Annotated in this window: 15 protein-coding genes; 6 read left to right on the top strand and 9 right to left on the bottom strand. The window is 74.6% G+C overall.

The genetic code is table 11. From position 1 onward, the window contains the following. Window positions 1–4: 4 nt before the first annotated feature. The 4 genes from ABTY59_RS01345 to ABTY59_RS01330 form a co-directional block, all read right to left on the bottom strand. On the bottom strand, window positions 5–2,296 hold the full coding sequence (locus ABTY59_RS01345) for a serine/threonine-protein kinase (protein ID WP_352016845.1): 2,292 nt from the start codon (window positions 2,294–2,296) through the stop codon (window positions 5–7). A gap of 3 nt (window positions 2,297–2,299) precedes the next feature. Continuing rightward, a complete protein-coding gene (locus ABTY59_RS01340) occupies window positions 2,300–4,849 on the bottom strand; it encodes a serine/threonine-protein kinase (protein WP_352016844.1) in 2,550 nt (849 codons plus the stop codon). 108 nt (window positions 4,850–4,957) lie between these two features. Then, on the bottom strand, window positions 4,958–5,455 hold the full coding sequence (gene greA, locus ABTY59_RS01335) for a transcription elongation factor GreA (RefSeq protein ID WP_352016843.1): 498 nt from the start codon (window positions 5,453–5,455) through the stop codon (window positions 4,958–4,960). Window positions 5,456–5,645: 190 nt separating this feature from the next. After that, window positions 5,646–6,047 (bottom strand): DUF4307 domain-containing protein, encoded by a 402-nt coding sequence (locus tag ABTY59_RS01330; RefSeq protein WP_352016842.1) that lies wholly within the window; start codon window positions 6,045–6,047, stop codon window positions 5,646–5,648. A 98-nt stretch (window positions 6,048–6,145) separates the two neighbouring features. Here ABTY59_RS01330 and mca point away from each other — a divergent pair, with 98 nt between their 5' ends. Both mca and ABTY59_RS01320 read left to right on the top strand, forming a co-directional pair. Then, window positions 6,146–7,027 (top strand): mycothiol conjugate amidase Mca, encoded by an 882-nt coding sequence (gene mca, locus ABTY59_RS01325; protein WP_352016841.1) that lies wholly within the window; start codon window positions 6,146–6,148, stop codon window positions 7,025–7,027. Continuing rightward, window positions 7,020–7,265: a hypothetical protein gene (locus tag ABTY59_RS01320; RefSeq protein WP_403536388.1), complete on the top strand. Its 246-nt coding sequence runs from the start codon at window positions 7,020–7,022 to the stop codon at window positions 7,263–7,265. The genes mca and ABTY59_RS01320 overlap by 8 nt, the downstream gene beginning before the upstream one ends. 237 nt (window positions 7,266–7,502) lie before the next feature. On the opposite strand, the gene ABTY59_RS01315 is transcribed toward ABTY59_RS01320, so the two are convergent. Further along, window positions 7,503–10,784 (bottom strand): ATP-binding protein, encoded by a 3,282-nt coding sequence (locus ABTY59_RS01315; protein ID WP_352016839.1) that lies wholly within the window; start codon window positions 10,782–10,784, stop codon window positions 7,503–7,505. A gap of 110 nt (window positions 10,785–10,894) precedes the next feature. Between ABTY59_RS01315 and ABTY59_RS01310 the strand changes: the two genes are divergently transcribed. After that, on the top strand, window positions 10,895–12,916 hold the full coding sequence (locus ABTY59_RS01310; protein ID WP_352016838.1) for a thioredoxin domain-containing protein: 2,022 nt from the start codon (window positions 10,895–10,897) through the stop codon (window positions 12,914–12,916). 74 nt (window positions 12,917–12,990) lie between these two features. Here the strand turns inward: ABTY59_RS01310 and ABTY59_RS01305 are convergent, their stop codons facing one another. Beyond that, complete coding sequence (locus ABTY59_RS01305) at window positions 12,991–13,398, bottom strand: rodlin (RefSeq protein ID WP_189800180.1); 408 nt, start codon at window positions 13,396–13,398, stop codon at window positions 12,991–12,993. Between the two features lie 94 nt (window positions 13,399–13,492). Next, window positions 13,493–14,533 (bottom strand): LCP family protein, encoded by a 1,041-nt coding sequence (locus ABTY59_RS01300; protein ID WP_352016837.1) that lies wholly within the window; start codon window positions 14,531–14,533, stop codon window positions 13,493–13,495. Window positions 14,534–14,650: 117 nt separating this feature from the next. On the opposite strand from ABTY59_RS01300, the gene ABTY59_RS01295 reads away from it, so the two are divergent. Further along, complete coding sequence (locus ABTY59_RS01295) at window positions 14,651–14,857, top strand: hypothetical protein (RefSeq protein ID WP_352016836.1); 207 nt, start codon at window positions 14,651–14,653, stop codon at window positions 14,855–14,857. Window positions 14,858–14,935: 78 nt separating this feature from the next. Here ABTY59_RS01295 and ABTY59_RS01290 read toward each other — a convergent pair whose 3' ends face one another. Next, window positions 14,936–15,346: a rodlin gene (locus tag ABTY59_RS01290; protein ID WP_189800178.1), complete on the bottom strand. Its 411-nt coding sequence runs from the start codon at window positions 15,344–15,346 to the stop codon at window positions 14,936–14,938. 219 nt (window positions 15,347–15,565) lie between these two features. Between ABTY59_RS01290 and ABTY59_RS01285 the strand changes: the two genes are divergently transcribed. Together ABTY59_RS01285 and ABTY59_RS01280 are read left to right on the top strand one after the other, a co-directional pair. Further along, window positions 15,566–15,979 (top strand): rodlin, encoded by a 414-nt coding sequence (locus ABTY59_RS01285; protein WP_352016835.1) that lies wholly within the window; start codon window positions 15,566–15,568, stop codon window positions 15,977–15,979. 177 nt (window positions 15,980–16,156) lie between these two features. After that, window positions 16,157–16,390 carry a chaplin gene (locus ABTY59_RS01280; protein WP_352016834.1) on the top strand — a complete coding sequence of 78 codons (234 nt, stop codon included), beginning with the start codon at window positions 16,157–16,159 and terminating at the stop codon, window positions 16,388–16,390. A 67-nt stretch (window positions 16,391–16,457) separates the two neighbouring features. Here ABTY59_RS01280 and ABTY59_RS01275 read toward each other — a convergent pair whose 3' ends face one another. Further along, window positions 16,458–17,714, bottom strand: a complete 1,257-nt coding sequence (locus tag ABTY59_RS01275) for an FAD-dependent oxidoreductase (protein WP_352017296.1) — start codon at window positions 17,712–17,714, stop codon at window positions 16,458–16,460. Window position 17,715: the final 1 nt, after the last annotated feature.

Below are 17,715 nucleotides of genomic sequence, written 5' to 3'. Positions count from 1 at the left end.
GCCCTCAGGGCAGGTACGCGGAGACCACCAGGCCCTCGGGGAAGGCGAGGAACGCCGCCCCTCCGGAGGCGATCCCCTCCGCCGGGGACTCCGGGGACTCGACGCCGTCCGGGATGTTCGGCGCGTAGTCCTCGTAGTCCCGCTCGTCCGCCGGACCGTCGGCCGGATACGACCGCACGCGCCCGTCGCTCACCGTCAGCACCCGGTCGCCCGCGAAGTACACGCGCTCCGCGGACAGGGAACCGGACCGCCACCGCTCCCGGCCGTCGGCCACGTCGTACACGATCAGCGCCCCCGCGGTGTCGAGGACGGCCACGAGCCCGTCCGCGCGCACCGCGGGCGCGTCGGTCGTCCGCGCGCCCAGCGTGTGCAGCGGCTTCAGGGTCCGGGCGTCGAGGACGGCGACCGAGCCGTCGGCGCGGCCCCAGCACAGCACGCTCCCGCTCCCCTCGTGCGCGGTGAAGGAGCCGCACGGCTCCGTGGCCCGCGCCGTCTCCCTTCCCGTGGCCGCGTCCAGCGCGACCGGCGGCCGGTCGAGGCCGAGCGGGACGAGCACCCGGCCGGCCACCGCCACCACCTGCTCGGGGACGCCCTGGACCGGCGTGCGCCACAGCAGTTCGCGGTCCTTGAGCCGCACGGCCGTGACGAGTCCCGTGCCGTCCTCCCGCAGCCCGAAGTACGAGGTGTACAGGACCCCGTCCAGCAGGTCCGTGCTCTTCACCGCCCAGCCGCCGTCCGGCACGGGGATCACGCCCCGCGCCGCCCCGTCGGCGAGTCCGTGCGCGGTGACCCCGTCGGCGTCCGACAGGTACACCGTGTCGCCGGCCACCGCCGGATACTGCGGGCCGACCGGCGAGGTCTCGCGCCTGCCCGGCACCGTCCACAGCTTCCGGCCGTCCGAAGCGCTCAGCCCGACCGCCGAACCGCCCGAGCCCGTGCACACGAGGACCTTCGGCGAGAGCGCGCAGGCACCGATCGGCCAGTCGGTCCTCGCCGTCCACGGCGACCAGCCCGCCGGGCGGTAGGCCGGGTCCGTCGCCGCCGTGCCGAAGTCATGGGACCGCCCGGCCGCGCCGTACGGCTGGACCACCCGGCTCAGCGCGACCACCGGCGGCGTGCCGGTCCCCGCCCCGGGGCCGGTCGCCGACGGACCCCCGACCCCGCCCGTCGCCGCACCGCCCTGCCCGTCGTCCCGGTTCGCGAGCACCACGCCGCCGGTCGCCACCAGGGCCACCGCGACCGCGCCCGCGACCACCGCCCCCCACGGCCGTCGGCGCCGCTCCACCGGCGGCGCGGCAGGCACCGGCCGGTCCGCCACCGCCGTGGGGGAGTACGGCACGGCCGGCCCGAGCGTCGGCAGATCGGCCACGCCCGCACCGGAGCCCGCCGCCTCCCCGGCGCTCCGGGCCGCCGCCCCGTACTCCGCGAGCAGCGACAGCACCGGCCCGGGCCACGGGAACACCTCGGGCGCGTCCCCGCCGCCGAGCAGCCCGGACAGCTCGACCGCCGACGGCCGCCCGGCCGGATCGAGCCGCAGGCAGTGCTCCACGACCGGCCGCAGCTCCTCCGGGACCCCGTGGAGGTCGGCCTCGGCGCGGCTGATCCGGTAGATCACGGCCGCCATCTCGTCGTCGTGGAACGGCCCCCGGCCGCTCGCCGCGAACGCCAGCACGGCGCCCAGACAGAACACGTCCGAGGCGGGCACCACGGCCCGGCTGCCCACCAGGTGCTCCGGTGACATGAAGCCGGGGGACCCCACCACCAGACCGGTCGAGGTCAGCGCGGTCGCCTCGAAGGCCTGCGCGATGCCGAAGTCGATCAGCTTCGGCCCGGTGGCGGCGAGCAGCACGTTCGCCGGCTTGAGGTCCCGGTGCAGCACCTTCACCGCGTGCACGTCCGCGAGCGCCCGCGCCAGGGCCACCCCGAGGGCCCGGACGGCGGCGACGGGCAGCGCCCCGGACCGCACGACCGCCTCCGCGAGCGAGGGCCCCGGGACGTACTCGGTCGCCAGCCACGGCGCCGGCGCGTCGGCGTCCGCGTCCACCAGCCGCGCGACGCCCGGCCCGTCCACGGTCCGCGCCGCCGCGATCTCGCGCCGGAACCGCGTCCTGAAGTCCCCGTCGACCTCCAGGTCCTCCCGTACGGTCTTCACCGCGACCATCCGGTACGGATCGGCCGTCGGCGCGTCCGCCCGGCAGGCGAGGTGCACCTCGCCCATGCCGCCCGCGCCGAGGCGGGCGAGCAGCCGGTAGGGGCCGAGGAGCCGCGGAGGTCCCGGAGGCAGGGCTTCCAGCACGGCCTACTCCTTCTCGCCGGGGAGCGCGACGGAGGCGACGACGCCCGTGTCGTACACGACGTGGGCGACACCGCCGAGCGGCAGCACCACCGGCGGCCGGATCTCCCGGTCCAGATAGGTGCTGTCCACACGGTCGTACGGGTCCTCGGCGCGCGGCCCGGGAGCGCCCGGCACCGGCACCACGCGCTCCTTGCCGGGCTTGCCGCCGGCGCCCAGCGGCACCAGGTGCAGCGACGAGAAGTCCGCCCACAGCAGGGACGTCCCGGCGATCAGCGGGTCGGAGACGAGCTGCCGCTTCCCGCCGGCCGTCCCGGTCGACGGAAGCGGGTAGCGGCCGAGGAGCGCGCCGGTGCCCGGGTCGAGGACGAACGCGCCCGCGGGCGCCTCCGTGGTGCCCCAGTCGGCCCAGCTCATGGCCCCCCGGTCGAGGACGACGGCGGCCCGGGCGGACACGGCGGTCGGCCAGGCGCCCGACTTCGCCACCTCCGCCGGGACCGCAAGCGGGCGGCCGCCGACCGCCGCGAGCGTCGTCGCGTCCAGGCGGTGGAGCACGAGCGGGTCCTCGTTCGTCGCGTCGAGCCCCGCGCAGTAGGCGTACCGGCCCTGGACGAGGAGGCTGTCGCACCCCTTGGCCGCCGGGGGCACCTGGCCGCGCTGCTGGCCGGTCCTCGCGTCGAGCGCGACGAAGCCGCCGTCGCTGAGCGCGTACACGAGCCCGTTCGCGTAGGCGACCGGCTCGAAGTCGCGGAACGCGCCCCGGGCGAGGTCCGCGTTGGTGAGCGCCTTGGTCCACAGCTCCCGGCCGTCCGCCAGCGCGAAGGCCGTCATCCGGCCGCTGCTGTCGTCACCGGTCGGGACGAAGACCGTGCCGTCCCCGACGACCGGCTGGGTCCGCAGCCCGGCGCCGGCCGTGCTCCTCTTCTCCCAGCGCACCGCGCCGCTGCGGGCGTCACGGGCCTGGAGGCGCTGACCCGAGAGCAGCACGACCGTGGAGTCGTGGACGGCGGGGACGTTCGTGCTGCCCGCGATGAAGATCCCGCCGGTGGGACCGATGAAGCTCATGTCGTCACGGGGGTCCGCCACCAGGTCCGCGCTCCACAGCGGCTTCCCGTTCGCCGGGTCCAGCGCCTCGTACCGCCCGTCCGTCGTCCGGCAGACCAGCGCCTTCTCGCCGGCCGAGCAGCCGAACGCGGGGGCGGTCAGCTTCGCCCGCCACGGCTTCCAGCCGGCGGGGCGCTGGGCGGCGTTCTGCGCGACGAAGCCCGAGGCGTCGGCCGGGCCCCGGTCGTCCACACCCGGGACCCGGGGCCCGGCGGGCGGGGCGGCCTTCGCGGGGGACCGCGGCGGCGCCGGATCGGGCCACAGGAGGTACGTGCCGACGCCGCCGGCCACGAGCGCGAGCGCGAGGACGGCGGCGAGCGTCCGCCGCCGCTTCCCGGGCGCCGCGGAAGCGGGCACGGTGGGAGCGGACACCGGTGCGAGCGTGGGCACGGAGTGGAGGCCGGGCACGGCCGGGGTGACCACGGGCCCGGCCGCCCCGGGCGCGGGCGGCGCCTCCAGGAGCGGGCCGCCGGCCGCGACGAGCTGGGCGAGCTCCCTGCCGTACTCGCCGATGTGGTCCCGTACCGTCTCCGGCCACGGGAAGACCTTCGCGGCCCCGGTCCCGAGCAGCCCGACGAGCGCCTCGGGCGTGGGCCGGTCCGCCGGATCCACGGCCAGGCAGGCGGCGACGGTCCCGCGCAGTTCCTCCGGCACCCGGGTCAGGTCGGCCTCGGCCTGCGAGACCCGGTAGAGGACGGCCGCGAGGGGCCCGTCGCCGAAGGGGTCCTCGCCGGTCGCCGCGTAGCAGAGGAGCGAGCCGAGGCAGAAGACGTCCGAGGCGGCCGTGACCCGGCGGGCGCCCGCCACGTGTTCGGGCGACATGAAGGAGGGCGTGCCGACCATCAGGCCGGTCGCGGTCATGGTGGTCGCGGTGCTGCTGCGCGCGATGCCGAAGTCGATGAGCCGGGGCCCGTCGACGGCGAGCATCACGTTGCCGGGCTTGAGGTCCCGGTGCAGGACCCCCGCCCCGTGCAGGTCGGCGAGGGCCCGCGCGACGTCCGCGCCGAGCGCCCGCACGGCCGGGACGGGCAGCGGGCCGGCGCGCCGCACGGCCTGCGCGAGGCTGGGCCCGGGGACGTACGCGGTGGCCAGCCAGGGCACCTCGGCGTCGGCGTCGCCACCGACGGGCGCGGCGGCGTGGGCGCTGTCGACGAGCGCGGCGACCCTGATCTCGCGCCGGAAGCGGTCCCGGAAGGCGGGGTCACCGGCGACGTCCCGCCGCACGGTCTTCACGGCGACGAAGACCCCGGCACCGCCCCCGCGGCCGAGCCCGCCCGAGGAGGAGCCGTCACCACTCGGGGCGTCACCCGCGCCGCGCCCGCCCGGGGCCCCGCGCCCGTCCCCGGCGTCCCGCGCGAGGAACACCTCGCCCATGCCGCCGGCCCCCAGCCGGGCCAGCACCTCGTACGGTCCTATCCGGCGCGGTGCGTCCTCGCGCAGCGGTCCCAGCACCTCGGCCTCCCCCTGGTGACGCGACGTCAGACGCGCATCATTGCATGTGCATGCAGCACGAAGGGCCGGCCCCCACGGGGGCCGGCCCTTCGGTCCGAGGAATACGGCTCAGCCGTTGTACGGCTTGGCCTCGAGGATCTTCACCGAGGCCTTCTTGCCGTTCGGCAGCTCGTACTGGGCGTCGTCGCCGACCTTCTTGCCGTTGACGCCGACACCGAGCGGCGACTGCGGCGAGTACGTCTCGATGTCGCTGCTCGCGTACTCGCGGGAGGCGAGCAGGAAGGTGACGGTGTCGTCCTCGTCGCCGTCGAAGGCGATCGTGACGACCATGCCCGGCTCGACGACGCCGTCGTCCGCCGGCGACTCGCCGACCTTGGCGTGCTGGAGCAGCTGGGTGAGCTGGCGGACCCGGAGCTCCTGCTTGCCCTGCTCCTCCTTGGCCGCGTGGTACCCGCCGTTCTCGCGCAGGTCCCCCTCTTCGCGCGCCGCCGCGATCTTGGCGGCGATCTCGGTACGCGCGGGACCAGACAGGTACTCAAGCTCTTCCTTGAGCTTGTCGTACGCCTCCTGGGTGAGCCAGGTGACGTTGTCGCTGGTCTGGGTCACGGGTGCTCCTCGTAGGTACTGGGAATACAAAGCATCGCCCTACACGGGAAAGCGGTGCTGTCCCGGGCGGGCGAAACCACGAGCCTAACAATGAGTGGCGAAAAGCGGGAGGACATAAACCATCAGGATGGCGTCTCCCCAGGTCACGGTGGTGACTCGCCGGGACTCGACACCCCGTCCCTACCCACCGCTACCGCGCCGTACACCCGATCAGCTCGGCGCTCGTCGCGCGGGCGGTCGTACGGACGCTGAAGACGCGGTCGACCCGGGTCGCTGCGTCGTCGATCCGGACGTCCTTGCGGGCCACCTCGGCCCCGTCCTCGGCGCGCGAGCGCAGCGTGCAGACGCCCTTCACGTCCTCGTCCTTGCGGACCTCCAGGTGCACCTGGACCTCGTCGGCGCTCACCACGTCGAACTTGATCAGCTCGGCGCTGATCTTGTTGTCGACGACGTAGTACCAGCCGAACCAGCCCATGAGACCGAGGAAGAGGACCCCGAGCACGGCTCCGGCGACCCGCAGCTTGCGGTCGGCCCGCTCGTCCGCGGAACGCCCGTAGCGCCCCTCGGGCAGCTGCTCTCGCACCGCGCTCATGGGAGATCCTCTCGAAGCCGGGGGTGGCGGAATTTTCACTCCCCCGATTCCGTCACTATAGAGACCACCCTCCGCGTCGAATCACTGAGGATCGAGTCTTGACTGAGCAGCTGCGATTGATGGCCGTTCACGCCCACCCCGACGACGAGTCGAGCAAGGGTGCGGCCACGATGGCCAAGTACGTGTCCGAGGGGGTGGACGTCCTGGTGGTGACGTGCACGGGCGGCGAGCGCGGCTCGGTCCTGAACCCCAGGCTCCAGGGCGACCCCTACATCGAGGCGAACATCCACGAGGTGCGCCGCAAGGAGATGGACGAGGCCCGCGAGATCCTCGGCGTCTCCCAGGAATGGCTGGGATTCGTCGATTCGGGCCTGCCCGAGGGCGACCCGCTGCCGCCGCTGCCCGAGGGCTGCTTCGCCCTGGAGGACGTGGACACGGCGGCCGGCGAGCTGGTCCGCAAGATCCGCTCCTTCCGTCCGCAGGTCGTCACGACCTACGACGAGAACGGCGGGTACCCGCACCCCGACCACATCATGACCCACAAGATCACGATGGTGGCCTTCGACGGCGCGACCGACACCGAGAAGTACCCGGAGGACGAGTTCGGCCCGGTCTGGCAGCCGCTGAAGCTCTACTACAACCAGGGCTTCAACCGCCCCCGCACCGTCGCGCTGCACGAGGCGCTGCTCGCCCGCGGCCTGGAGTCGCCGTACGGGGAGTGGCTGGAGCGCTGGAAGGAGTTCGAGCGCAAGGAGCGGACGCTGACCACGTTCGTGCCGTGCGCCGAGTTCTTCGAGACCCGCGACAAGGCGCTGATCGCCCACCGCACCCAGATCGACCCCGACGGCGGCTGGTTCCGGGTCCCCATGGAGATCCAGAAGGAGGTCTGGCCGACGGAGGAGTACGAGCTCAGCAAGGCGCTGGTGCCGACCTCCCTCCCCGAGGAAGATCTCTTCGCGGGCATCCGCGACAATGCCTGACATGAGCGCACACCTGGCACTGACCCAGCTTGTCCCCTTCGCCGCCGAAGAGCTGGACAAGAACAAGGTGACCCCGGGCCTCCTCGGCTTCGTCGTCTTCGCGGCCCTGGCCCTCGCGGTCTGGCTGCTGATGAAGTCGATGAACCGCCACATGGGCAAGGTCTCCTTCGAGGAGGCCCCCGACCCGTCGGCGACCCCGGACACCCCGGCGAAGCAGGCCGCCACCCCGGGCAAGTGACCCGACCGCCCCCTGACCCCCACCCCAGAGGTACGGGTCGGGGGGCGGCTCACGTCGCCCCAGGGCCACGTCGGACGGACCACCCCCGGGCACGCGGGAGCGCCTCCGGCCCCCTGGGCGAAGCGCTCGCGGGACACCGGGGCCCCGGGCCCCACCGTGCCCGGCTCCTCGCGGGAACCCCGCACCCCCCGGCGTCACCAGGCCCGGCTCCTCGCGGGAACCCCGCACCCCCCGGCGTCACCGTGCCCCCGGCACCCCCAGCACCTCGCGGGCGCGCCGCGACGGGACGAGGCCCAGGTCCCAGGCCTGCCACGGGGCCGTGGCGGCGATGCCCCGGCCCAGGAGCGCGCCCAGGGCCTCGGCGCAGTCGTCGACCCTCGGGTCGCGCGCCGGGTGCCGGTCCGCGACCAGCGCCGCCAGCTCCTCCCGAGCCGACGCCGTCCCAGGCTCAGGGGCGCCCGGAGCCGCGTGCGGCAGCAGCCCGCACCGCAGCAGCCGGGCCCAGTCCGCGCCCCGCCGGTCGCCGTAGCCGTCGAAGAGCCCGCGCGCCTCCTCGCACAGCGCCAGCGCCTGCGGGACCCGCCCGTTGCCGGCGTCGACGACCGCCAGCTCCAGACAGGCCCAGGCCTCCCCGTGCGCGACCCCGATCCGGCGGAAGTCCGCCCGCGCGTCCACGAGCAGCTGCCGGGCGAACCCCGAATTGCGCAGGTTCCCCGCCCGCGCCCCCTGCTGGTCCCGGGTGACCCGCCCCAGCTGGTGCCGGGCGCACGCGAGCCCGTACAGGTCCCGCATCCGGGAGAACATCGACCGCGCCCGCCCCAGCTCCCGCACAGCCTCGTCCCGGTCGCCCCGCTCCTCCAGGGCCTGCCCCAGGTGGTACAGCGTCCACGCCTCGCCGCGCGCGTCCTCCTGCTCCCGGTGCCGGGCGAGCGCCCCGCGCAACTCCTCCACCGCCGGCTCCGCCTCCCCGCCGGCCAGCCGCGCCCGGGCCAGCTGGGTCAGCGCCCAGGCCTCGCCGCGCCCGTCGTGGACGCGCCCGTACGTCTCCAGGGCGTGCCGCAGCTCGCCCTCGGCGCCCGGCACGTCGCCCCGGAGCAGCAGCACCTGACCGAGCTGGAAGTGCGCCCACGCCTCGCCGTGCAGCGACTCGTGCTCCCGGTGCAGCGCCAGCGACCGGTCGAGCAGCGCCGTCGCCTCGGCCAGATCGCCCCGGTCCCGCTCCACGGCGGCCAGCGCGTGCAGCGTCCAGCCCCGGTCGGCGGCCAGCGAATCGGGCTCCTGGAGCGCGAGCGCCTCCCGCAGCCGCGCCGCGGCCTCCGCCGGCCGCCCCTGGTGGTGCAGGGTGATCCCGAGCGAGCAGAGTGCGAGCGCGGCGCCGGCGTCCTGGTGGGCCTCCTGGTACTGGGAGACGACCGAGGTCAGCGTCTCGCGCGCCTTGTCGAGCTCGCCGAGCTGCCGGGCCGCGATGCCGGTCCGCCACCGCACCGAGCGGGTGAGCAGCCCCTGCCCGACGGACTCGGCCAGCTCGTTGATCTCACCGAGCCGGTAGAGGTCGCCGCGCAGCAGGCAGTAGTCGCAGAGCGCGCTGAGCAGCCCGAGGACGGTCTCCTGGTCGACGCCCTCCGCGTGCCGCAGGGCCGCCGTGAGGAAGCTGGACTCCTCGTCGAGCCAGCCGAGCGCCGCCTCCAGGGAGCCGAAGCCGTGCCCGTCGAACCGGTCGGCCCGCGTCGACATCTTCCCGTCGATCATCCGGATCACCGCGTCGGCCAGCTCGGCGTGGTTCCGCACGAGCCGCTCCTGCGCCGCCGCGATCTCCGTCGCGTCCTCCTCGTCCAGGAGGCGGGCCGCCGCGAAGCCGCGCACCGCGTCGTGCAGCCGGTAGCGCTCCCCGCGCACATGGTCGAGCAGCCCCGCGCCGGACAGCTCCCGCAGCCGTGCGGCCGCCTCCGGCCCGCCCCCGCCGAGCAGCGCGGCGGCCGCCGCCGCGCCGAGCGAGGCCCGGCCGGCCAGCGCGAGCCGCCGCAGCAGCTGCCGGGCGTCCTCGTCGAAGTCGAGGAAGTAGCGTACGGACAGGGCGCGTTCGACGGGATCGGTGCCCCATCCCGGGCGGGCGAGGACATGGCTCACCTCGTCCATGGAGCGCCGCCCGAGCAGGGAGCCCACCACCCGCAGTGCCAGCGGCAGGCCGCCGCACAGGTCCCGTATCCGCTCGAAGGCCTCGGCGTCGTACGGCCCGGGGTCGGGCGCCCCGGCCGTCGCGCGCAGCAGCTCCTCGGCGCCCGCCGCGTCGAGCGAGGCCACCGGCAGCGCGTGCACCTCGGCCGGTACGTCCCCGCCGAGCTCCAGCGGCTCCCGGCAGGTCACGAGGACGAGGCTGCCGGAGCGTTCCGGCAGCAGGGCCCGGACCTGGGCGGCGTCGGCGGCGTCGTCGAGGACGAGCACCACGGGCACCCCGGCCAGCTGGCGCCGGTACAACTCGGAGAGCCGCCGGACCTGTTCCTCCGCCGAGGCGCCCTCGCGGAACAGCAGCCGGTCGCGCGGGGCGCCGAGCCGGTTCAGCAGGTGCAGCAGCGCCTCCCGGGTCGTCACGGGCCGCTCGCCGGTCGCGGCGCCCCGCAGGTCCACGACGCAGGCCCCGCGGAACCGGTCGCGCAGCGCGTGGGCGGCCCGCACGGCGAGGGCGGTCCGGCCCGAGCCGGGCGCGCCGTGCAGCATCACCACGGTCGGCCGGGCGCCGGCCCGCGCCCAGCGTCCGATGGCGGCGAGCTCCTCGCGCCGCCCGGCGAACACCCCTCCGGGGTCGGGCAGATGCCCGAAGGACCGCGCGAGCACGACCCGCGTCCGAGCGGCCGCACTCCGGTCGGCCCCCCGCAGCCCGATCCCGCCACCCGGCCCCTCGCCCGGGCCCCCGACGCCTGCCGGGCCATCGCCCCCGGCGAGCCCCTCGCCCGGGCCCTCGGTCTCACCCCGCTCCCGTTCCAGGAACGGCCGGACCCCTCGTACGTCGAAGGCCGTGAGCCACACCGTCCGCAGCCGCTCGACCTCGAAAGCCCCACCGGCCCCCACAGCCCCACCGGCCTCGGCAACCCCACCAGCCCCCGTGGCCCCACCAGACCCCGTGGACCCACCGGCCCGCTGCCCCGTCGTCGCGCGGAGCACCGTCGCCGCCGCCCCGGCCACGGCGACCGCCGCGCCCGCGCCGAGCGCCGTTCCCGCCGCCGTGCCGAGTGCCAGGTCCGCACCGAAGGCGGCGACCGCGGCCACCCCCGTGACCAGGGCGTGGCCCCCGAGCCCCGGCCCGCCGAAACGGTCCGCCACGGGCGGGCCCCCGGCCCCCTCCACCGCCCGCAGATACGCCGCGTACTCCGCACCCGCCCCCGCCGCCATCGCGGCGAGACCGGCACGGCCCCGCGCGAGCAGCGCCTCCGCCTCGGCGGGACCGCCGCCGGAGGCCCGTACCTCCTCCGCCACGGCCCGCTCCAACAGCCGCTCGGCCTCGGCCCGGTGACTCTCCCGCATGTGCGTTCCCCCTCCGCGCGTGCCCGACGAATCCGGCCCAGTGTCCTGCGTCGTGCGCGTCGGCGCGAGAGAGCGGAGAAAGGAGCAGACCGCTGCGGCAGGATGGGGCCATGCCGAACCGACTGGCCCATGAGACCTCCCCGTACCTCCTGCAGCACGCCGACAACCCGGTCGACTGGTGGCCGTGGTCGGCCGAGGCCTTCGAGGAGGCCCGCCGCCGCGACGTCCCGGTGCTGCTCAGCGTCGGGTACAGCTCCTGCCACTGGTGCCACGTCATGGCGCACGAGTCCTTCGAGGACGACACCACCGCCGCCCTGGTCAACGACCACTTCGTCGCGGTCAAGGTCGACCGCGAGGAGCGCCCCGACGTCGACGCCGTGTACATGGAGGCCGTGCAGGCGGCGACCGGCCAGGGCGGCTGGCCGATGACCGTCTTCCTGACGCCGGACGCCGCCCCCTTCTACTTCGGCACGTACTTCCCGCCCGAGCCCCGCCACGGCATGCCGTCCTTCCCCGAGGTCCTGGAGGGAGTCAAGGACGCCTGGGCCGGCCGGCGCGAGGAGGTCGCCGAGGTCGCGGACCGCATCGTGCGGGACCTCGCGGGCCGCTCCCTGGCGTACGGCGGCGACGGCGTCCCCGGCGAGGAGGAGCTCGCGCAGGCCCTGCTCGCCCTCACCCGGGAGTACGACGCCACCCGCGGCGGCTTCGGCGGCGCCCCCAAGTTCCCGCCGTCGATGGCCCTGGAGTTCCTGCTCCGCCACCACGCCCGTACGGGCTCCGAGGGCGCCCTCCAGATGGCCTCCGACACCTGTGAGGCGATGGCCCGCGGCGGCATCTACGACCAACTCGGCGGCGGTTTCGCCCGCTACGCCGTGGACCGGGCGTGGGTCGTCCCGCACTTCGAGAAGATGCTCTACGACAACGCCCTGCTGTGCCGGGTGTACGCGCACCTGTGGAAGGCCACCGGCAGCGACCTGGCCCGCCGGATCGCCCTGGAGACGGCGGACTTCCTGGTCCGTGAACTCCGCACCCCCGAGGGCGGCTTCGCCTCGGCGCTGGACGCCGACTCCGACGACGGCACCGGGAAGCACGTCGAGGGCGCCTACTACGTGTGGACCCCCGCGCAGCTCACGGAGGTCCTCGGCGCGGAGGACGCCGCCCTCGCCGCCGCCCACTACGGCGTCACCGAGGACGGCACCTTCGAGCACGGCAGCTCCGTCCTCCAGCTCCCGCAGGAGGCGGGCCCCGCCGACGCCGGCCGGATCGCCTCCCTCGCCGCCCGGCTCCTCGCCGCCCGCGAGGAGCGCGAGCGCCCGGGCCGGGACGACAAGGTCGTCGCGGCCTGGAACGGCCTCGCGATCGCCGCCCTCGCCGAGACCGGCGCCCTCTTCGACCGCCCCGACCTGATCGAGCGCGCCACCGAGGCCGCCGACCTCCTCGTCCGCGTCCACATGGACGAGTCCGCCCGCCTCACCCGGACGTCCAAGGACGGCCGGGCGGGCACCAACGCGGGTGTCCTGGAGGACTACGCCGACGTCGCCGAGGGGTTCCTCGCCCTCGCCGCCGTCACCGGCGAGGGCGCCTGGCTGGAGTTCGCCGGCTTCCTCCTGGACCTCGTCCTCGACCGCTTCACCGCCGAGGGCGGCGCGCTGTACGACACGGCCCACGACGCCGAGACCCTCATCCGGCGCCCCCAGGACCCCACGGACAACGCCACCCCGTCGGGCTGGACCGCGGCCGCCGGAGCGCTCCTCTCGTACGCCGCGCACACCGGCTCGGAGGCCCACCGCACCGCCGCCGAGAACGCCCTCGGCGTGGTCAAGGCCCTCGGTCCGCGCGCGCCCCGCTTCATCGGCTGGGGCCTGGCCGTCGCCGAGGCCCTCCTCGACGGGCCCCGCGAGATCGCCGTCGTCGGCGACCCCGCCGACCCGGCGTTCCGGGAGCTGCGCCGTACGGCCCTGGCGGCGGCCACCCCCGGGGCGGTGGTCGCCACCGGGACCCCCGACGGCGAGGAGTTCCCGCTGCTGAGGGACCGGCCGCTCGTCGGCGGTGCGCCCGCCGCGTACGTGTGCCGTCACTTCACCTGCGACGCCCCCGTCACCGACCCGGCCGAGCTGCGCCGGAAGCTCTGACGCGGGAACGGGGACGGCCCCGCCGCCCCTCGTCGGAGGGGTGGCGGGGCCGCGCCGTGGCGGGGTGGCGTCGCTCAGCTGTTGCCGGCGCCGTTGCCCGAGAGGACCGGGATGTCGCTGAGGATGTGCGACAGCGGCTCGTCGCCCTTGGCCTGGGTGGAGTTCTCGGTGCACTGCTGGTTCTGCGGGGAGGACAGGACGTTGACGTCCTGGACCGAGATCGGGATCAGGCCGATCAGCGAACCGGCGTTGACCTTGGCCGGCAGGCCGACGCACGGCTTGTTCAGGGAGCCCTGGACGAGCGCGAACTGGGGGCTCATGTCGCCGTGGGTCGAGGAGTTGCCGAACTCCTGGTGCGCGCCGTTGCCGGAGAGCGAGGTGGTGCCACCGTCGTCGGCGATCGCGAGCGCCTGCCCGGCACCCGCCGCCGTCGCGCCGAGGACGGACGCGGCCACGGCAGCCGTCGCGAGGAGCTTCTTCATGGTTCTGGCCTTTCCGGTACTGGCTAGCTGAATGCCGAGCCGCGCTGATCAACTGGTCAGAGGCCCGGAGGTTCCGTGAAGTCCACCGGACGGACTACGGGCAGATGAGCGATGACCCCGTGGCGGGCCGGTACGTCGCCGCCGGGACCTCGCTCGGCGCGACGGCCGCGGCGGCGGGCAGCGGCCGGTCCTCGGCGAGCCGCCGGAAGACCTCGCCGGCCCCCTTCTCGTCCCACCCGACCGTGGACCCGACGCCCTCGATGGGCGCATGGAAGCCCCGTACGGGCACGGTCGCGAACTCCGTGCGCTCCGGGGGCAGGTCCCGCAGGCGGACGGCGAGCCGCAGCAGCTCCCACGTGGAGATCCCCCGCTCGGCCGCGGCCGTCCCGCGCAGCGTGGCCGCGAGGGCCTTGAGCCGCCGCGGGTCGTCGAGGACGCCGTCGTGGAGCCGGTGCAGGGTGTTGACGACGAACTTCTGCTGCTTCCTGATGCGTCCGAAGTCCATCTGCCCGTCGGCCTTGCGGGACCGCACGTACTGGAGTGCCTCGCCGCCCGTGACCCGCTTGGTGCCGGGCTGGAGGTCGATGCCGGTGGAGGGGTCCTTGAGCGGCTGCTCCGTGCAGACGGGGACCCCGCCGTCGACGCCGTCCACGGTGTCCATGAAGCGCCGGAAGTCGATCTCCAGGTAGCGGTGGACGGAAAGGCCGGTCATCGCCTCGACGGTGCTCACCGTGAACGCGGAGCCGCCCTCCGCCCAGGCGCCGTTGATCTTCGCCCGGTGGGCCGCGTGCGTCTTCCCGGTGCGCCGGTCGACGTGTCCTCCGGGGAAGGAGGTGAGGGAGTCGCGCGGCAGGCTGACGACCGAGACCCGGTCGCCGGCCGCGGAGACGTGCACGAGCATCATCACGTCGGTGCAGTCGCACCCCTTTCCACCGAGGTGGAAACGTTCCTTCTCCTCCGGGGTGACGCCCTTGCGGCTGTCGACGCCGACGACCAGCAGGTTCAGTCCCTTCTCGGGGGAGGGGAGACCGGCGGGGGCGACGGCGAGGGCGCCGGGAGCGAGGGCGGCGAGGGCGGCGAGGGCCGTCCCGGCGAGCAGCGGACGGCGGGCGTTCCGAAGGCGCGGGAATTCCATGTCCGCACCGTATTTCGACCCGCTCGCACACAGGTACGCGACGCGACATGGACAGGACGAATCACTCTCCTGCGGCGCCTGTGGAATGATGCGGGAATCGCAGCGGAAGGAGCGAAAATGGCGCCGGATCCCGGAAAATGGGAACGGATGGCCTTCATTCCGAAGAGCCGATATGTGAGTGACCCCGCCCCGGCCGACAGTACGCCGTTCCCTGTCTATTCCGCACTGGTCACCCAGTGGGTGCAGGCGGGACGCGCGGTGCCGGGGATGCCCGACCGGGAGTGGGAGCGCCTGATGGCGACGCCGGTCTGGCCCACCTGGTAGGGGTTCGGCGCGACACGAAAGGGGCCGCCCCGGAGGGCGGCCCCTGACGTGTGAACGTCGTCGCGCTCGGGTGGAACGTCAGTGGTTGCCGACGCCGTTGCCCGAGAGGACCGGGATGTCGTCCAGGATGTGCGACAGAGCCTCGTCACCCTTGGCCTGGGTGGAGTTCTCGGTGCACTGCTGGTTCTGCGGGGACGACAGGACGTTGATGTCCTGGACGGCGATCGGGATGGCACCGATCAGCGAACCGGCGTTGACCTTGGCGGGCAGGCCGATGCACGGCTTGTTCAGGGAGCCCTGGACGAGCGCGAACTGCGGGCTCATGTTGCCGTACGTGGCGGAGTTGCCGAACTCCTGGTGCGCGCCGTTGCCCGAGAGCGACGTGGTGCCGCCGTCGTTGGCGATGGCGAGCGCCGGAGAGGCCACGGCGGCGGAGGCGCCGACGATGGCCGCGGCCGTGGCCGCGGTGGCCATAACCTTCTTGATCACGGGAGTTCCCTTCTAGAACCGGCTCCGTGCAGGGAGCGACCTGATCAACAGGGCCTCGGACGCCGGAGTTCCGCTGTGTCACTCCCTTGGCGGAGCGCACGCGGCAGCGCGAAACACGGACGCAGTCGATCGGGTGAAGGCCCGGAACCAAAGTCCGTGACCGCAGTTGATCCCGTCGCATCAATCAGGTCGATTGGTGGGAACAGGAACGGAATCACCGTGAACAAGAAGATTATGGCGGCTGCGGCCCTTGCGGCCTCTGTTGTCGGCGCTTCTGCTGCGGCGGCCTCCCCGGCGCTCGCCCTCTCCGACGACGGCGGCACGACCTCGCTCAGCGGCAACGGCGCGCACCAGTCCTTCGGCAACTCGAAGACCACCGGCGACCTCAGCCCGCAGTTCTCGGCCGTCCAGGGCTCGCTGAACAAGCTCTGCCTCGGTGTCCCCGTGAAGGCCAACGCCGGTTCCCTCGTGGGCATCCTGGTCCCGGTCGCCGTCCAGGACATCAACGTCCTGTCCTCCCCGCAGAACCAGCAGTGCGCGGAGAACTCCACCCAGGCCAAGGGTGACGAGCCGCTGTCGCACCTCGTCGAGGACATCCCGGTCCTCTCCGGGAACGGCGCCTTCAACGGCTGATTCCGTATCGCGCGCGGCAGGGCCGGAGGGAACGTGGTCGTTCCCTCCGGCCCTGTTCCGTGCGCGCAATGGAGTGAAACAGAAGGTGCCGATGTGATTACGGTTTCCTTTGTGCGGGATGTTCGTTGTGTTGTGTGCAGCGGAAATGCATTCCGCCGAGGAAAGGATCCAGACGAAATGAACTGTAAGAAGGCTGCGGCCGTCGTCGCCGGCATCGTCATGGCCATGGGTGTGGCGTCGCCCGCCTTCGCCGACGCGGACGCGACCGGCATCGCCGCCGGTTCGCCGGGCGTCCTCTCCGGGAACGTCGTGCAGGTCCCGATCCACGTGCCGATCAACGTCTGCGGCAACAGCGTGAACGTCATCGGCCTGCTGAACCCGGCCGTCGGCAACACCTGCATCAACGCCTGAGTCCCGGCGCCCCGCAGGCACGGAGGACCGGTCCCGGAGAGCAGCGCTCCCCGGGACCGGTCCTCCGTCATGCCGAGACCGGTGCCTTCCCGCCCGCGCGGGGCCGGCCCGGCAGACCGCGCCCGGCCCCCGACCGCAGCCGCTGCCGCACCCCCTTCACCAGGCGTCCCGCCGTGTACTCGGCGCCGAACACGAACCGCATCGACGGCCCGTACGAAGGGGCCGTGAGCAGCCCGGCGACGAAGAGGCCCGGCCAGGAGGACTCGAAGAGACCGCCGACCTCCGGGGCGGCGCCCGCGCCGACCCTGCGCAGCGCCCCGCGAAGCGCCGGGGAGAGCACCCCGGCCCGGTCCAGGCTCGGGACGAAGCCGGTGGCCGCGATCACGTGGTCCGTCTCCAGGACCGTCGGCCCGTCCGGACCCGTCACGTCGAGCCGGAGCCGCTCGTCCCCGGTGACGGTCGCGCGGGCGATCCGCTGCCCCAGACGGACGTCGCCGACCGCGGCGAACCGCTCGCGCAGCCACCAGGCGCCCGCCGGGCCGAGCGCCCGGTCGAAGATCCGCTCCCGGGTGGCGGCCGGCAGCCGTCGGAAGACCCCCGGGGTGTCCGCGTACAGCTTGTTGTGCCAGCCGCAGCCGAGCCCCGTGTGCGGGGCGCGCAGCGAGGGCCAGAGGCCGCGGTCGAGGGGCGGCGGCAGGGTGTTCCAGTCCAGGCGCGCGGCCCGCGCGACGATCCGTACGGCCGCGGCGCCCCGCTCCGCGAGGAGCGCGGCGGTCTCCAGGGCCGCCTGTCCGGCCCCGACGACGGTGACGTCCCGGCCGGCGAAGGCGTCGAGCCCGCCGTGGTGGCTGGAGTGGGTCACGTACCGCCGGGGCAGACCCCGCAGCGGCCCGGGGATCTCCAGGAAGGGCAGGACGCCGACGGCCAGCGCCACCGTCCGGGCCCGCAGCGTCTCGCCGTCCTCGGTGCGCAGCTCGAAGCCCCCGGCGGCGGGAGCGACCGAAGCGACCAGCCGCTCGTCGACCGCGGGCACGGCCTGCCGGGCGAACCAGTCGCCGTACGCCGCGAAGAAGTCCACGGGGAGGGGGACGCCGTGCTCGGCGCGGACGCCCCTCGCCGCCGCGTAGGCGTCGAGTCCGAACCGGCCCTCCGGGTCGGAGAGATGGGAGGCCCAGGGCTCCGACTTCAGGAACATGCCGGAGGGCATGGCGTGCCAGGACTCCATCGGGCGGCCGAAGGTCCGCAGGCGCAGACCGTGGGCCGCCGCGTGGGCGGCCACGGAGAGGCCGTAGGGTCCGGCCCCGACGACCACCAGGTCGTGGATC

The sequence above is a fragment of the Streptomyces sp. NPDC096079 genome (genome assembly GCF_040303145.1).
GTDB lineage: Bacteria > Actinomycetota > Actinomycetes > Streptomycetales > Streptomycetaceae > Streptomyces.
Note: the sequence above shows the minus strand (reverse complement) of the source record. Positions and strands in the feature narration are given on the sequence as shown.

Bases quoted from the DNA above. Each gene is read 5' to 3' on its own strand.
- ABTY59_RS01330 (WP_352016842.1), bottom strand. From the start codon at position 6,047: ATGAGCGCGGTGCGAGAGCAGCTGCCCGAGGGGCGCTACGGGCGTTCC.
- ABTY59_RS01320 (WP_403536388.1), top strand. From the start codon at position 7,020: ATGCCTGACATGAGCGCACACCTGGCACTGACCCAGCTTGTCCCCTTC.
- ABTY59_RS01315 (WP_352016839.1), bottom strand. From the start codon at position 10,784: ATGCGGGAGAGTCACCGGGCCGAGGCCGAGCGGCTGTTGGAGCGGGCC.
- ABTY59_RS01310 (WP_352016838.1), top strand. From the start codon at position 10,895: ATGCCGAACCGACTGGCCCATGAGACCTCCCCGTACCTCCTGCAGCAC.
- ABTY59_RS01305 (WP_189800180.1), bottom strand. From the start codon at position 13,398: ATGAAGAAGCTCCTCGCGACGGCTGCCGTGGCCGCGTCCGTCCTCGGC.
- ABTY59_RS01300 (WP_352016837.1), bottom strand. From the start codon at position 14,533: ATGGAATTCCCGCGCCTTCGGAACGCCCGCCGTCCGCTGCTCGCCGGG.
- ABTY59_RS01295 (WP_352016836.1), top strand. From the start codon at position 14,651: ATGGCGCCGGATCCCGGAAAATGGGAACGGATGGCCTTCATTCCGAAG.
- ABTY59_RS01280 (WP_352016834.1), top strand. From the start codon at position 16,157: ATGAACTGTAAGAAGGCTGCGGCCGTCGTCGCCGGCATCGTCATGGCC.